Consider the following 15,977-nt stretch of genomic DNA (forward strand, 5'->3'; position numbering starts at 1 on the left):
GAAAGGAGAAGTACGATCCTTCGACAGGCCCAGGATGAGCGGTGGTCATGGGTCAGTCGTTACCCCGCCGCCGCGACAATCTCCGCCCAGCCGGCCTCGTCGATGACCTCGATCCCCAGCTCCTCGGCCTTCTTGAGCTTGCTGCCTGCACCCGGCCCTGCGACCAGCAGGTCGGTCTTTGCGGAAACGCTGCCCGCGGCCTTGGCCCCGAGCCGTTCGGCCTGCTCCTTGGCCTCGTCGCGGCTCATCGTTTCGAGCTTGCCGGTGAAGACCACCGTCTTGCCCGCGACCGGGCTCTCGACCGTCTCGACCTCGTAGACCGGCGGATCGACTTCGCCCTCGCCCGGCTCGTCGCCGATCAGCGCGCTCCACACCTGCCGGTTGTGATCCTCGTGGAAGAAATCGGCGAGCGCGTGGCCGACCGCCGTGCCGATGCCGTCCGCGCGCACTTCGTAGATCCGCCGCACCGCTTCGAGCATGCGGCCCGCAAAGGGGCTTGGCTTCTCGTCTCCCCCTCGCGGATTTTCGGCGCGGTATTCGTGGAATTCCAGCGCCTTGCCCGGCAGGCGACGCAGATCGCCCAGCCCCTTCATCAGGTCGCGCGCGGTCACGCTGCCGACATGGCGGATGCCGAGACCGAACAGCAGCCGCGCGGCGTCGGGTTCGCGCTTTTCCTCCACAGCCGCCAACAGGTTGTCCACCGATTTGTCCTGCCATCCGTCGAGCGCGAGAATCTCGGCGCGCTTGTGGCGCAGGCGGAAAATATCGACCGGCCCCTCCAGCCAGCCGTGTTCGATGAACTGCGCGATCGTCTTCTCGCCCAGCCCTTCGATATCGAGCGCGCCGCGGCTGACGAAGTGCTTGAGCCGTTCGAGCCGCTGTGCCGGGCAGATCAGCCCGCCGGTGCAGCGCACATCGACCTCGCCCTCTTCGGCCACCGCCTCGCTGCCGCAGCCGCCATATTCCTTCGGGCAGTGGTCGGGAAATTCGAAACGCGGTCGTTTCACATCGCGTGTCAGGTTCTCGACCACCTGCGGGATCACGTCGCCCGCGCGCTGGATCACCACCCGATCGCCCACGCGCAGGCCCAGTCGCGCGATCTCGTCGCGGTTGTGCAGCGTGACATTGGTGACGGTGACGCCGCCCACGAGCACGGGCGCGAGGCGGCCCACGGGGGTCAGCTTGCCGGTCCTCCCGATCTGGATGTCGATTGCCTCGAGCGTGGTTTCTGCACGCTCGGCGGGGAACTTGTGCGCCAGCGCCCAGCGCGGCGCTTTCGCGACGAAGCCGAGCCGCTCCTGCCAGTCGAGCCGGTCGACCTTGTAGACGACGCCATCGATTTCGTAGGGGAGATCGGGCCTTTCGGACGCTATCGTCTCGTAATGCGCGAGCAGCGCGTCGAGGCCTTCGACGCGCGTGAATTGCGGCGAGACCGGCAGGCCGAAATTCTCGATCGCGCGGATCACCTCGCTCTGCGTTTCGCCCGGCACCTGCGACGCCTCGCCCCACCCATGCGCCCAGAAGCGCAAGGGGCGTTTGGCAGTGACGCTCGCATCCTTCTGGCGCAGCGATCCGGCGGCGGCATTCCTCGGATTGGCGAATTGCCGGACCTTGTCGGCCTCGAAAGGCGCGCCCTTCTCTTCGGCCGCCGCGCGCGCCTCGTCCATCAGCCGCGCGTTGAGATCGGCGAAAGCCGCGCGATCCATGTAGACCTCGCCGCGGATCTCGAACACGTCGGGCGCATCGCCTTTCAGCCGTGCGGGGATATCGGAAATATGCGCGACATTGGCGGTCACATCCTCGCCCACCTGCCCGTCGCCGCGCGTCGCCGCGCGCACCAGTTCGCCCTGCTCGTAGCGCAGCGAGAGCGACAACCCGTCGATCTTGTCCTCGGCGGTGAAGGCCACTGGCGCGTCCGGCGCCAGATCGAGGAAGCGCCGCACGCGCGCGACCCATTCGCCCACCTCTTCGCCGTCGAACGCATTGTCGAGGCTCATCATCCGCACCGCGTGCGTCACCTTGGACAGCGGCGAGGCGGCGACTTCGTGGCCGACTCCCTGCGAAGGCGAATCCTTGCGCACCAGATGCGGGAAAGCCGCCTCCAGCGCCTCGTTCCGGCGCACCAGCGCGTCGTATTCCTGGTCGGTGATCTCGGGCGAATCTTCGGCGTGGTACAGCCGGTTGTGCTTCCGGATCGTGCGCGCCAGCCGCATCAGCTCGTTCGCGGCGTCGGCTTCGGAGAGGTTTTCGGGAAGGTCGGAGGCATTTTCCATGGCAAAATCCGATAGGCCACCGATGCGCTCCGACCAAAGCGATTTTAGCGCGCGCGGTTTGGGAGTAATATCGGGTCCGGGTCTGGCTGGGGAGATTGGCCATGCGTCTGGGCAAGAAGATCGGTTGCGGGTGCGGCGGGCTCGTCCTGCTGTTATTGCTGGCGGCAATCGGGATCTGGCTCTGGAAGCCGTGGGCACAGCTCGTTCCGCTCGAAATGGTCGAGCCCGAGCCATCGGTGGGCGAGCGCGTCGATACCGACGACGTGCTCGGCAATTTCTACCCGGCACGCGGTGTGGAGAACGGACCCGCTATCCTGCTGATCGGTGGGAGCGAAGGCGGTCTGGGCAGCGACATGACGCGGCTGGCGCGCGCGCTGCAGGCCGACGGCTTCTCCGTCCTCCACCAGAGCTACTGGCGCGCGCCCGGCCAGCCCGAGCGGCTCGAGGGCATCCCGCTCGAAACCTTCCAGCGCGGCCTCGCCTGGCTGCGCACCCGGCCCGAGGTCGATCCCTCGCGCCTCGCGATGATGGGCTGGTCGCGCGGGAGCGAGGCGACGCAACTGCTCGCCATGCGCGACGAATCGATCAGGGCGGTGGTGCTGGGCATGCCGGGCAATGCGGTGGCGCCGGGCTTCACGTGGGACGCTCCATGGAAACAGTACGGCAGCCCCTGGACCTGGCGCGGCGAGGCGTTCGACTATCTCGACATGAGCGAGGTGCAGATGTTCGGCCGCGATATGGACGAGGTCGGGCGCGACCTGATGGCGTTGCAGGATGAGCAGCCCGAGGCGATCATCCCGATCGAGGAGGTCGGCGTGCCCGTCCTGATGATCTGCGGCGAGGCCGACGGCGTGTGGGCGTCATGCCCGATGGCCCGCAAGATCGAGGAACGCGCGGACGCGAACGGCAAGGACGACGTGCGATTGCTCGCCTACGCGGACGCCGGCCACTACGGCTACGGCGCCCCGGTGAGCGAGGACGACCCCGCGTTCGAGAACCTCTCGCGCCTCGGCGGATCGAACGAGGGCACCGCCGAAGCGCTGCGCGAAGGGTACCGCGAGATCGTGCGGTTTTTGCGGGAGGAGACCGGCGCCAGCGGCACCTGACCGGCGCGAAGGGCCGTCCTAGAAATCGACCTTGTCGGGCAGCGCGTTGCCGTCGAACGCGTTCGCGGCATAGGGGCCGTCGCGGTCCACCCAGTGCAGGAAGAGATGGGCCGACCAGGCGTTGGGATTGGGCGTCGTGCGTCCGTGGTGATGCTCGACCCCGCGATACAGGACCGCGTCGCCCGGCATCATCGATACTGCGGCGGGCTCTTCTTCCTCGCGGAATGCGTCGTCGGCGCGCTCGTAGGGATCGGCGATCGGATCGCGCGCCATCTCGAGCGCCCAGGGCCGGCCGTGCGAATAGCCCAGCGTCAGCGAGACCGAGTGCTCGCACGCCGGGCGATCACCGTGCACCTTGCAGATCGCGCCCTCTCGATAGATGCGGAAATAGGAATAGGTCGGCAGGAGCTCGCGCCCCACGATCGCCGCGACGGCGGGCGTCATCCCCCAGTGCATCGTCGCCATCGGCGGATAGTGATAGCCGTAAAGCTCGGTCGCCGGCTGGCGAAGCAGCGGCTGTTCCTTGAGCAGCCTGTCCATCCCGATCCCCTGGCGCGCGAGGTCGGACTTGAGGCGGATCAGGAAACCGCGCGCCACTTCCTCGGGATAGAACCGCTCGATCAGGCAATAGCCCCGGTCCCAGTACGCGCCGTGCGCGGCTTGCGTTTCGGGCAGAGCCGTCATCACGCCCCCTCCAGCAGCCGATCCGCCTGCGCGCGCGCCTCCGGCGTCACTTCTGCGCCGGAGAGCATGCGGGCGATCTCTTCCTGCCGTCCTCCGGCATCCAGCAGCACCACGGAGGTCTTGGTGACCGTGCCGCTGCTCGCCTTGGCGATCTGGTAATGGACCCGCCCGCGCGCCGCGACTTGCGGGCTGTGCGTCACCACTAGCACCTGCCCGTCGGTGGCGAGGCGCGCGAGCCGTTCGCCGATGGCGGAGGCGACTGCGCCGCCCACGCCGCGGTCGATCTCGTCGAAGATCATCGTTGCCGCCCCACCTTTCTCGGCCAGCGCCACTTTCAGCGCGAGGATGAAGCGCGAGAGTTCGCCGCCGCTGGCGATCTTGTTCAAGGGCGCAAAGTCGGCGCCCGGATTGGTCGCGATGACGAATTCGACCGCGTCCATGCCCGACGGGCCCCACTTCTCCTGCGGCAGCGGTTCGACATCGGTGCGGAACCGCGCCGAATCGAGCTTGAGCGGCGCCAGCTCCGCCGCGACCGCCTTGTCGAGCGTCCTGGCCGCCGCCTTGCGCGCCTTGCGCAGGCGGTTCGCGGCGCTCTCGTAGGCGTCGAAAGCCTCGCGCTCGGCGATCTGCAACGCGTCGAGCTGCGCCTCGCCGCCCTCGATCGCGTCGAGCTTGCCGCGCAGTTCGCGCATCCTTTCGGGCAGCGCGTCCACCTCGCAGCGATGCTTGCGGGCGAGCGCGCGCAGGTCGAACAGGCGCGTCTCCGCGGCGTCGAGCGCCTGCGGATCGTGGACCAGCGCCTCGGCCGCTTCCTCCAGCTTCTCCTCCGCCTCGGTGCCTTCGAGGATCGCGCGGTCGAGCGCGGCCAGCGCTTCGGCCAGCAGCTTGTGCTCGCCCGCGATCCGGTCGAGCCGCCGCGCGGCGGTGCGCAGCTCGCTCAGCGGCGAATCCGAGCCTTCCCAGATGTGGCGCAGTTCCTCGAGGTCGCCCGCCAGCCGCTCCCCCTTCTGCATCGAAGCGCGCGCTTCGGCGAGGCGCGCTTCCTCGCCCGCCTGGGGGGCAATCTCGGTCAGTTCGGCAAGATGCGCGAGCAGCAGGTCCTGTTCGGCGCTGGCCGCGTCGATCGCCTCGCGCGCTTCCTCCAGCGCCTCGGACGCGCGCTGCCATTCGCGCCAGCCCCGCGCCACGGCGGCGGCGTCGGCCCCCGCAAAGCGATCGAGCAGCTGCCGGTGCCCGCGCGGATTGACCAGCCCGCGATCGTCGTGCTGGCCGTGCAGTTCGACGAGGATCGGCGCGAGGTTGCGGAGCAGCGCGACGCTGGCCGGCTGATCGTTGACGAAGGCCTTGGACCCGCCATCGGCCTTGACCTGCCGCCGGATGATCAGCGGCTCGCCCGCCTCGACCTCGATCCCCGCATCCTCCAGCGCCTCGCTCAGCGGGGGCGGAAACTCGGCGAATTCGAAGGTCGCGGTCACGCTCGCTTGCGGAGCACCGCTGCGCACGAGGCCGGTCTCCGCACGATTGCCGAGCACGAGGCCCAGCGCATCGAGCAGGATCGACTTGCCCGCACCCGTCTCGCCGGTCAGCACGCCCAGCCCGCGCCCGAAATCGAGATCGAGCGCTTCGATCAGCACGACGTTGCGGACGGCGAGTTGAGTCAGCATTGCATGGTCAGGTTAGCGTGCACGCACCTTCGCGTCACCGCCAGCGACGCGCGAAAACCGCTCTTCGATGTGCATAAGCCGCGCGGGCGGAGGGCCACGGCGCGGCGACGGAGCGCGGCGTGAGCCTACTGCGCCATCGCCACCTGTGTATCGGCGGCATGGTCCTGCACGAGGTCGAAGGCCTTCTCGTACCACTCGCTGCCCGGATAGTTCGCGCCGAGTACGGCGGCGTACTTCTTCGCCTCGACCGGGATCCCCAGCGCGAGGCTGGTCTCGGTCAGGCGATAGAGCGCTTCGGGCGCGTGGCTGGTGGTTTGGTATTCGTCGACCACGTTCTGGAAGCGGATCTGTGCCGCGGTCCAGCGGCCCGACTTCTCGTAGAAGCGGCCGATTTCCATTTCCTTGCCCGCGAGGTGATCGTTGACGAGATCGATCTTGAGCCGCGCGTCGGAGGCATATTCGCTCTCCGGGAAGCGGCGCTCGACCTCCTGCAGCGCGGCCAGCGCCTGTTCGGTCGTCTTCTGGTCGCGCGTCACGTCGCTGATCTGCTCGTAATAGCTGAGCGCGATCAGGTAGTAGGCGTAAGGCGCGTCCTTGTTGCCCGGATGGATCGAGAGGAAGCGCTGCGCGCTCTGGATCGACTTGGTGTAATCGCGCGCGACGTAATAGCTGAAGGCGCTCATCAGCTGCGCGCGGCGCGCCCAGGGCGAATAGGGGTGCTGGCGCTCGACCTCGTCGAACAACGCCGCGGCGAGCGGCGCATTGCCGCGGTCGAGCCGCTGCTTCGCACTGGCGTAGAGCGTCTCGACGTCGCGCGCGACGTAGGCGGTGTCGCCCGGCCCTGCGCTGCCGCCGGCGCAGGCGGTGGTCAGCGTGGCGAGGCTGCCGAGGATGGCTGCGGCGGCGATGTTCTTGCGAAGGAATGTCATGGCCGCGCGATATAGCGCCGGGTGCCCTGAACGCCAAGTGAAAGGGGGACGCTGCTTTCGCGTGGCCGCGCTATGCCAAGATCGCAAGGGCAACCCGCGCGCTTGTCAGCTCGCCGGGCGTTCTCCATGCCCCGACAATTCGCTGCCCTCGGGCGCGTCCCACAGCAGGTGGCGCCCCTCGAGGCTGACGAGGTTCTTCGACCGGATCACCTCGCCCTTGGTGGTGTAACCCAGCAGTTGCTCCGCATCGAGATGCGGGTTCACCGCCAGCACGCGCAGTTCCTCCGACGTGAAGTCGGACAGCCCGCGGGCGCGTTCCTGGCCCTGCTGGTCGTAGATGTGGAGAACGTCGCCGCGGCTGAAATCGCCGTCGATCGAAAGGATGTCCTCGCGCCGGATCGCGCGGTCGCCCCCGGCGATCTCGTCCGCAAGCTCGTCCGAAATGCCGAGGCTGCCCGCCATCTGCAACCGGTTGGCGATCCACCGCTCCCAGCCCGAGGTCGGCGTGTCGTGCGCGATGAACTTGGTCGCGCGACGTTCCCCGTCGAGCACGGAGCTGAGCGGATTGTCGTGCTCACCATGCGCGATATAGGTGGTGACGCCCGCTTCCTGCGCGATGTTCGCCGCCATCAGCTTGGTCGTCATCCCGCCGGTACCCAGCGTGCTCTTGCCCTTGGTCGCTTCCATGAAGGGCGCGACGTCGGTGACTTCGGGGATGAATTCGGCGCCTTCTTCGTCCGGGTGGCGATCGAACAATCCGTCGACTTCGGTCAGGATGATGAAATCCTTCGCATCGACCATCTGCGCGACCTTGGCGGCCAGCCGGTCGTTGTCGCCCACGCGGATTTCCTCGGTCGTGATCGAATCGTTCTCGTTCACGATCGGCATGACCCCTGCCTCGAGCAGACGGAAGACGGTGTTGCGCGTGTTGAGGAAGCGGCGGTGGTCCTCGAAATCGCCCAGCGTCAGGAGGACCTGCGCGATCTCGAAGTCGAACTCGTGCCCGATCTGCTTGTAGGCATTGGTGAGGATCGGCATGCCGCATGCGGCAGCGGCCTGCTTGTCGCTCACGCCCGCAGTCTCGGGACGCTCGCCCACGATCTTCAGCCCCAGCGCGACCGCGCCCGAGCTGCACAGGATGACATTGGTGCCGCGAGCGCGCAGCTTGGCAACGTCTTCCAGCATCCGCTGGATGAACCCGAAACGGGGTGTGAGGCGTTCGGTATTCGCAACCAGGGTGGAGCCGATCTTGACAACGACGGTGTTCGATTGCGGCATGTTCAATCCATCTTGGTGGTCAAAGGAGTGGCGCGGACATAGGCAAGCGTATTGCATCGCACAACCCACTGGAAAAAATTGCGTGGGTGTGTTATAAAAGAATAAACAGAGTCGAAAGGCTTGGGCCAAAGCGTGGTTAACCGAGCGAGAACAAGATCGCGTTAACCGCCACAGATAACAGACGGAGAGATATTATCTTTCAAGACATACTTCTCATAGGCTGCGGCAAGATGGGCGGCGCACTTCTCGAATACTGGAAGCGCGGGGACGAAAGCTTTACGATCGTCGACCCGTTTCTGGAGAATGCGCCCGAAGGTGTGACGCTGGTCAAGGACAGGGCCGCACTGGGCGACAAGCGCTTCGACGTCATCATCGTGGCGATCAAGCCGCAGATGATCGACGACATCCTGCCCGACTACGCGCCGGTGCTGGCCGATGACGGCTATGTCGTCTCGATGGCCGCAGGCGCGGGTATCGCGCGCATTTCCAAGGTCATGGCCACGGGGGACGAGCCTGCGCCCGTCATCCGCATCATGCCCAACCTCCCCGCCTTCGTCGGCAAGGCGACCAACGGCCTCGTCGCAGGGCCCGGCGTCACCGACGACCAGCGCAAGCATGCGCACGCGATGATGGAGCGGACGGGCACCGTGGTCGAAGTCGACGACGAGGACCAGCTCGATCGGGTGACCGCCGTCGCGGGCTCGGGCCCCGGCTATGTCTTCGAACTCGCCCGCGCTTACGTTGCGGCGGCCGAGGGCATCGGCTTCTCGCACGAACAGGCCCGCGCACTGGTGCTCGGCACGCTCGAAGGGACGATCGCGATGGCGATCGACCAGGACGACCAGTCGCTTGAGGACCTGCGCAACTCGGTCACCAGCAAGGGCGGCACCACCGCCGCCGGGCTCGACGCGCTCAACGGCGACGGCGCCGTGTCGCGCAAGTTCGAGGAAACGCTGGAGGCGGCCTACACCCGCGCCGTCGAACTGCGCTGATCGCGAACCGGAACCCGCCCCCGGCTTGCCCGTCTATTAAGTAGAGCTTCACCAAGAACAACAGATCCGAAGAGGACCACCATGAACGACCAGACCCTAGACCCCGCAATCCATATCCACGAACTCGGGAGCAATGCGCGCGCGGCCGCCAAGGGCCTGCTGACCGCCAGCACCGATGCCAAGAACACCGCGCTGCGCGCCGCCGCCAAGGCGTTGCGCGATTCGCAGGCCGAGCTGCTCGAAGCCAACGGCAAGGATGTGGACAGCGTGGCGGACAAGAAGCCGGAAAGCTTCGTCGACCGGCTGCGGCTCACCCCCGACCGGATCGAAGGCATGGCCTCCGCGCTCGAACAGATTGCCGAGCTGCCCGACCCCGTCGGCCGCCAGCTCGCCGAGTTCGATCGGCCCAACGGCCTGAAGATCGAGCGCGTCGCGGTGCCCATCGGCGTGATCGGCATGATCTACGAATCGCGGCCCAACGTGGGTGCGGACGCATCCGCGCTGTGCCTCAAGAGCGGCAACGCGGTGATCCTGCGCGGCGGTTCGGAGAGCCGCAACTCGACCCGCGTCATTGTCCGCTGCATGCAGGAAGGCCTCAAGGCCGCCGGCCTGCCCGAACACGCCGTCCAGACCGTCGGCACGACCGACCGCGCCGCGGTGGCCGAGCTGCTCAAGGCGGACGAGTTCGTCGACCTCGTGATCCCGCGCGGCGGGCGTGGCCTCGTCGAGCTAGTGCGCGACCAGGCCAGCGTGCCCACGCTGCTCCACCTCGACGGGAACTGCCATACCTACATCCACGCCAAGGCCGATCTCGACAAGGCAGCCGAGGTCATCCGCAACGCCAAGCTGCGCCGCACCGGCGTCTGCGGCGCGACCGAGAGCATTGTGGTCGACAAGGCGGTGGCCGAACAGGCCATCCCCAAGATCGCGGCGATCTTCGGCGACGACTGCGAACTGCGCGGCGACGAAACCGCCGTCGCACTCGCGCCCAGCATCAAGCCCGCGACCGACGAAGACTGGGGCACCGAATATCTCGACCCCATCGCGAGCGTGAAGGTGGTCGACGGCCTCGACGAGGCGATCGACTGGGTCGACACCTATTCGAGCCACCACACCGACGCGATCATCACCGAGGATGACGACGCTGCCGCTAAGTTCATGACCAGCATCGACTCCGCGATCCTGATGCACAACGCCTCGACCCAGTTCGCCGACGGCGGCGAGTTCGGCATGGGCGCGGAGATCGGCATCGCGACCGGCAAGATGCACGCGCGCGGTCCGGTCGGCCTCGAACAGCTGACCAGCTTCAAGTACCTCGTCCACGGCAAGGGCCAGACGCGGCCGTAGTTTGTTTGGCCTCAAACGCCGGCCCCTTGAGCTAACTTGGGCCATCCGGCCCCTTAGGCTTTCCTCGCAGGAGCTCGGGCGGGCGGTCGCCCTTGCCTCCCTGCGGTCGGATTGGCGCATTTAACGCTGTCCTACAGCATAAGGGCCGGGGCATATGCCTCGGCCCTTTTCGCATGTGAGGAGAGCTGCCGATGAGTCCGAGGCCATGACCCGCAAAGCCGACAACCGCGAGCAGCGACTGCCCGTGCCTGCTGGCGAGCTGCCCGACTTCGTCCCCGTCCCCCGCGAGTACAACCGCCACGATGGCTGGACCGAAGATCGCCAGCGCCGCTTCATCGCCGCGCTCGCCGATACGGGCTCGGTCCACGCCGCGTGCAAGGCGGTCAACATGAGCCAGGCCGGCGCCTACCACCTGCGCCGCCAGCCGGGCGCGCAGAGCTTTCGCGCCGCATGGCAGGCGGCGATCGACCTCGGCGTGCAGCGGATCGAGGACGTTGCCATGGACCGTGCCCTGAATGGCGTCGACGTGCCCGTCTACTCCTACGGCAAGCTGGTCGGCACGCGGACCACCTATAACGACCGCCTGCTGATGTTCATGCTGCGCAACCGCGCGCCCGATCGCTTTGCGGAAGGCCGCGCAAAAGGCCTCAACGCGGTCGGCCAGATGGAGCTGAAGCGGCTCAAGAAACAATGGCGCGAGGAGTACGAGCGCGAGCGCGCGCAGGGCGGCGAGGCCCGCGTGTTCGCCTCGATCGACGCCAAGCTGAAAGCGCTCCACCAGCGCCACCTCGACTCCATGAGCCCCCGCGCCCGCGCGGCCTGGGACGCCTTCAAGGCCATCGAGGCCGAGGACGAGGCCGCAGGCTACCGCTGGTGGGAGGACCCGGAGCACCCGGCTTATGCGGAGGCGATGAGCGAGGAAGCGGAAGATGAGGGGGAAGAGGAGAGCGGCATCTGCCAAGAAGACGGAAACCTCTGAAAACATAAATTGGCACAGTAAGCCTTTTCTCCCTCCCATACTACGTTTCCACTTCTTCCCCGTGAGGGGGAACATTTACATCTAGAACAACGCTAGCTCCTTTGCTCTCAAGGCGTCTTTTAACCGCCTTCACCCCTCTAGGTAAAACTGCAAGCCCATCCCTTGCGCCCTCTAGAATAATACTTTCCGACCGGGCACCTGCGCTGATACGAAATTCTGCATTTGCCATTTTCGCATTAGAGAAATTTGTATTCAGAAATTTTGCATGTCGAAACCGGCACCCTCGAACATCTGCACTCGCAAAAATCGCAAAATGCAAATCAGCATCGTCAAATATTGATCCGCTCAACTCTGCACTGTAAAAATCGAACATATCCAAAACGCAGCCTGAGAAATTCAACCGCCTTAGGCAATACAATACTAACTGATTGACCGGCCCTTGGCGTTGCCCGCTGAGCTTGCGGAGAAAGGCTCCGGCTGCAGTTCTCGACGGCCAATCTATGTTAGAAACTTCGCCTGTTGCAACCGCGAAACTATTAAGTACAGCCACGCAAGCTTCCGCCGCATTGCGGAAGCGGCGATTTTTCTCATTTGTCCTCAACGTAGAGAACCTATCCATATCGACGCCATCGCGAACGAAAACAGCGACCAACTCGGAAAATACACTTTGGCCGCACACCTGCTCATCTTGCGACAAACGCTGAATCTCGCGATCTACAAAAGCCAATACCTCGTGGTCGAGCGCAGTTTTCCCGCAAAGTCGGGCCCAGCGAAACGCCGCTTCTCCCTCATCCCAACCCTCATCAAAATTCGCCTTATGCTGCTTCCGTTTCCTAACAATTTCTTTTATCAACCTGAATAATGCCAAGGCTATAAGATACTCAGCAAACGACTTATGAGTAAACTCAAACGTCTTTTGCCCGTCCTCCCTCAGACCCTTTTGCCTAAAATAGAAGGCAAGAAGGAGGTTAGAAATGCCATCAGACATTCCCTTTTCAAAGCTTGGCAGAAGATTAGACACTTTACTTTGCCTACAATGCTCCTCTACTTCCGCTAAAGTAGCAGTTCTTCCTGCGCCGTGCCAAACAGCAACCGAAACTTCTTCCAATAATCTAACAAAATGATCAAACTCTAAGGCGCCTGTTGTGGGGTGCCTCCGAGCTGACCAGACCCTTTCGTGTATCGCTGCCAATAAATCTGCATAAATTGAATTGACAGAAATATTATTGAGATCAATTTTTCCACGAAAGTAGGCAAGAGCGACAAGGTAGTTGAGAAGTGGTTGAGATGTGACGGAGCCCAACTCCCCCCGCCGCAAGTTTTCGGGCATCGACTTTATAACTCTATTAGTCAAAAGAGCATACTTTGCCCACCATACATCTCTCAGATCATCGTTGAGAACCTCTGCATTCTCGTACCTGCGGCGCTCTTCGGGAGGTGTATAATATGACAGCAAATGAAATATTTTTCCGTCGCCGCGAAATGAGGCCTCAGCGGACTGAACAGCCAAATCCCGACCCGTAAATAGGATCTTAGCACGCAAGTCGTCTCCAGAGTTCTTTCGATCAAGCCAGCGAAGAGCATCTGCAACAAAATCCTTGGCGCTCTCATGGGCCGCTCGACCTTGCATTTGGATTTCGTCGAGTCCGTCCAGGATAATTAATAGAGGCCGCTCAGCAGTACCTTCGTCCAATGGGTTGTGCATTCTAAAGAAACGAGTTTCTTGAAAATAAGATGATATCGCTGATGCAAACGAATCTTGAATGTCAAGAAGATGAAGCTGAAGTAGCAGTATATTGCGGCCCTCGGAGGCGAGTTCAGCTGCCGCCATGTACGAAAGAGATGACTTTCCAGAACCAGGCCCCCCGGTTAAAGCTGCGAAGCTATGCCCTTTATCCTGACAGAGGAATTTTTTAATTTCCGAGCCAGTCATGCCCGCTTGCGGGCGGAGATTGAGGTCTATATCACTCGAGCGGATATCTGAATTGCCGAATTTCTTTTTCTTGGTTATAAAATACAGAGGGGTATCAACATATATATCTTTTAGAGAGAAAGTCTCATCGAATACGTTTCGGTGAATTAACGAAACCAAATGAGCCCTATAATCCGACCACTCGATGAATTTCTCTTTGGCTGAAAAGAATGGCGACACCTTCTCTTCTTTGAGAGTTTGATATCGGTCTCCATTCTCCAACCACTCGGCGTGCAGAGCCTCTGCAAACTGGCCATCAGCGCGTCTTAGCAGGTTTGAAGCATCTATAGAGTTTATATTTATATAGCCAAGCCACTCTGAGATTTGGACCTTAAAACTAGCCGGTAGCCCAGAATACGCCATCTCTAATAAGTCTGAGAAATGAAGGTCGTAAATAACTTTCAGATCAAGTGACTGGAAAGATGCGGCCTTCTTTAAATCGTACCGTGTCTCATCATGAAAACTCTGCTCTATTATCTTATAGGCAACACGCTTTAGAGCCCCTTCTATGAGAAGTGCTAGCTCGGTATCCGCGCCTTTTCTTAGCCCCAGGGAATCGGCTATCTCAAACGTATGTCCGGTCGCGCGCAATGGGTCGTTTGCGGAAATGGCGCTGCCCAAAGATGCAGCTGCCTTTAGTAATTTCCATGGTGAAATTTGTAGCGTCAGATACCTTTGTTTGACCATACACTCCCCCCGTAATCTGCCTGATTTTTGTTAGGAAAGAAGGAAGTGGTACTATCTTGGTGTCGCCGTCAAGTGGCGGCAGCCGTCGGGCCGGGGGTGTCTACTAAACGCGCGCGCCCGCATCCTCAGAATGAGGGTCACTCCTCCCCCATCCGCAGCGCAGCAATAAACGCCTCCTGCGGAATGCTGACATTCCCATATTCCCGCATCCGCGCCTTCCCCTTCTTCTGCTTCTCCAGCAGCTTCTTCTTGCGGGAAATGTCGCCGCCGTAGCATTTGGCGGTCACGTCCTTGCGCAGGGCGGCGATGGTTTCGCGGGCGATGACCTTGCCGCCGATCGCGGCCTGGATCGGGATCTTGAACAGGTGGCGCGGGATCAGGTCTTTCAGGCGCTCGCACATGCCGCGGCCGCGTTCCTCCGCCACGCCGCGGTGGACGATCAGCGACAGCGCATCGACCGGCTCGTTGTTGACGAGGATGTTCATCTTCACGAGGTCGCCTTCGCGCAGGCCGATCTGCTCGTAATCGAAGGAGGCGTAGCCGCGGCTGATCGACTTCAGGCGATCGTAGAAGTCGAACACCACCTCGTTCAGCGGCAGCTCGTAGGTCACCTGCGCGCGGCCGCCGACATAGGTCAGGTTGGTCTGGATCCCGCGCCGGTCCTGGCACAGCTTGAGGATGCTGCCCAGATATTCGTCGGGCGTGTAGATCACCGCCTTGATCCACGGCTCCTCGATCACCTCGATCCGGTTGGGGTCGGGGTAGTCGGCGGGATTGTGCAGCTCGATCACCTTGGCATCCTCGGTCTTCGAATGGCCGAGGTGGATGCGGTAGACGACCGATGGCGCGGTGGTGATGAGGTCGAGGTCGTATTCGCGGCTGAGGCGCTCCTGAATGATCTCGAGGTGCAGCAGGCCGAGGAAGCCGCAGCGGAAGCCGAAGCCCAGCGCGGCGGAGCTTTCCGTCTCGAAAGTGAAGCTCGCATCGTTGAGGCGCAGGCGCGCGATGCTCTCGCGCAGCTTGTCGAAATCGGCGGCGTCGACGGGGAACAGCCCGCAGAACACCACCGGCTGCGGCTCGCGATAGCCGGGCAGCGCCTTGGTCGCGCCGTTCTTGACCGTGGTGATGGTGTCGCCGACGCGGGCCTGCTCCACCTCCTTGATCTGCGCGGTGATGAAGCCGATCTCGCCCGGGCCGATCTCGGTCAGGTCGATGCGCTTGGGGGTGAAGGCGCCGACGCGGTCGATCAGATGCTCGGTCCCGCCCTGCATGAACTTGACGTTCAGCCCCTTCCTGAGGACGCCGTCGATCACGCGCACGAGGATGACGACGCCGAGGTACGGGTCGTACCAGGAATCGACGAGGCTGGCGGTCAGCGGTGCGTCGCGGTCGCCCTGGGGCGGCGGAATGCGTGCGACGATCGCTTCGAGCACGTCCTCCACGCCGATGCCCGATTTCGCGCTGGTGAGCACCGCGCCGCCGTTCTGCCAAGTGCCAGTGGCCTGGATGCCGACGATCTCCTCGATCTCCTCGGCGACCCGCTCGGGCTCGGCGGCGGGGAGGTCTATCTTATTGATAACGGGCAGGATTTCGTGGTCGTGCTCGATCGACTGGTAGACATTGGCGAGGGTCTGCGCCTCGACCCCCTGCGCCGCGTCGACCACCAGCAGCGCGCCCTCGCAAGCGGCGAGGCTGCGGCTCACCTCGTAGGCGAAGTCGACGTGGCCGGGCGTGTCCATCAGGTTGAGCTGATAGGTCTCGCCATCATTGGCAGTGTAGTTGAGGCGCACGGTCTGCGCCTTGATGGTGATGCCCCGCTCGCGCTCGATATCCATATTGTCGAGCAGCTGCGCGGTCATCTCGCGCTCGGTCAGGCCGCCGGTGAGCTGGATCAGCCGGTCGGCGAGCGTGCTCTTCCCGTGGTCGATATGGGCGATGATGCTGAAATTGCGGATCTTGGAAAGGTCGGTCATTACCGCGCCGCAATAGACATGGGGCGGGCGTCTGTCAGCATGTTTGAGGGTCTGGCCGGTCGGCTTCGTGTGGGACCGGGGAAATCGCGCGAG

The 15,977-nt window shown here is 63.5% G+C and carries 11 protein-coding genes; 4 read left to right on the top strand and 7 right to left on the bottom strand.

The window, feature by feature from the left end; translation table 11 throughout:
- Nucleotides 1–59: 59 nt before the first annotated feature.
- The gene (ligA, locus tag DL238_RS13710; protein ID WP_115493021.1) at nucleotides 60–2,273 is read right to left on the bottom strand and encodes an NAD-dependent DNA ligase LigA; all 2,214 of its coding nucleotides are present in this window, start codon (nucleotides 2,271–2,273) and stop codon (nucleotides 60–62) included.
- 101 nt (nucleotides 2,274–2,374) lie between these two features.
- Between ligA and DL238_RS13715 the strand changes: the two genes are divergently transcribed.
- Entirely contained in the window at nucleotides 2,375–3,379 is a 1,005-nt protein-coding gene (locus DL238_RS13715; protein ID WP_115493022.1) for an acyl-CoA thioester hydrolase/BAAT C-terminal domain-containing protein, read from the top strand.
- An 18-nt stretch (nucleotides 3,380–3,397) separates the two neighbouring features.
- Here the strand turns inward: DL238_RS13715 and DL238_RS13720 are convergent, their stop codons facing one another.
- From DL238_RS13720 to proB, 4 genes are all read right to left on the bottom strand, one after another.
- A complete protein-coding gene (locus tag DL238_RS13720; RefSeq protein WP_115493023.1) occupies nucleotides 3,398–4,063 on the bottom strand; it encodes a hypothetical protein in 666 nt (221 codons plus the stop codon).
- Nucleotides 4,063–5,727, bottom strand: coding sequence for a DNA repair protein RecN (gene recN / locus DL238_RS13725; protein WP_115493024.1), 1,665 nt, complete (start codon nucleotides 5,725–5,727; stop codon nucleotides 4,063–4,065). The genes DL238_RS13720 and recN overlap by 1 nt, the downstream gene beginning before the upstream one ends.
- A gap of 125 nt (nucleotides 5,728–5,852) precedes the next feature.
- On the bottom strand, nucleotides 5,853–6,656 hold the full coding sequence (locus DL238_RS13730) for an outer membrane protein assembly factor BamD (protein ID WP_115493025.1): 804 nt from the start codon (nucleotides 6,654–6,656) through the stop codon (nucleotides 5,853–5,855).
- 105 nt (nucleotides 6,657–6,761) lie between these two features.
- Nucleotides 6,762–7,934, bottom strand: coding sequence for a glutamate 5-kinase (proB, locus tag DL238_RS13735; protein ID WP_115493026.1), 1,173 nt, complete (start codon nucleotides 7,932–7,934; stop codon nucleotides 6,762–6,764).
- A gap of 215 nt (nucleotides 7,935–8,149) precedes the next feature.
- Here proB and DL238_RS13740 point away from each other — a divergent pair, with 215 nt between their 5' ends.
- From DL238_RS13740 to DL238_RS13750, 3 genes are all read left to right on the top strand, one after another.
- Nucleotides 8,150–8,926, top strand: coding sequence for a pyrroline-5-carboxylate reductase family protein (locus DL238_RS13740; RefSeq protein ID WP_267897148.1), 777 nt, complete (start codon nucleotides 8,150–8,152; stop codon nucleotides 8,924–8,926).
- A gap of 81 nt (nucleotides 8,927–9,007) precedes the next feature.
- Nucleotides 9,008–10,273 carry a glutamate-5-semialdehyde dehydrogenase gene (locus tag DL238_RS13745; RefSeq protein WP_115493028.1) on the top strand — a complete coding sequence of 422 codons (1,266 nt, stop codon included), beginning with the start codon at nucleotides 9,008–9,010 and terminating at the stop codon, nucleotides 10,271–10,273.
- 205 nt (nucleotides 10,274–10,478) lie between these two features.
- Nucleotides 10,479–11,252 (top strand): hypothetical protein, encoded by a 774-nt coding sequence (locus DL238_RS13750; RefSeq protein WP_181883960.1) that lies wholly within the window; start codon nucleotides 10,479–10,481, stop codon nucleotides 11,250–11,252.
- 40 nt (nucleotides 11,253–11,292) lie between these two features.
- Here the strand turns inward: DL238_RS13750 and DL238_RS13755 are convergent, their stop codons facing one another.
- Both DL238_RS13755 and lepA read right to left on the bottom strand, forming a co-directional pair.
- Nucleotides 11,293–13,911 (bottom strand): NACHT domain-containing protein, encoded by a 2,619-nt coding sequence (locus DL238_RS13755; protein WP_115493029.1) that lies wholly within the window; start codon nucleotides 13,909–13,911, stop codon nucleotides 11,293–11,295.
- Nucleotides 13,912–14,048: 137 nt separating this feature from the next.
- The gene (lepA, locus tag DL238_RS13760) at nucleotides 14,049–15,884 is read right to left on the bottom strand and encodes a translation elongation factor 4 (protein WP_115493030.1); all 1,836 of its coding nucleotides are present in this window, start codon (nucleotides 15,882–15,884) and stop codon (nucleotides 14,049–14,051) included.
- Nucleotides 15,885–15,977: the final 93 nt, after the last annotated feature.

The organism is Alteriqipengyuania lutimaris, from assembly GCF_003363135.1.
In the GTDB taxonomy this organism is placed as follows: domain Bacteria; phylum Pseudomonadota; class Alphaproteobacteria; order Sphingomonadales; family Sphingomonadaceae; genus Alteriqipengyuania; species Alteriqipengyuania lutimaris.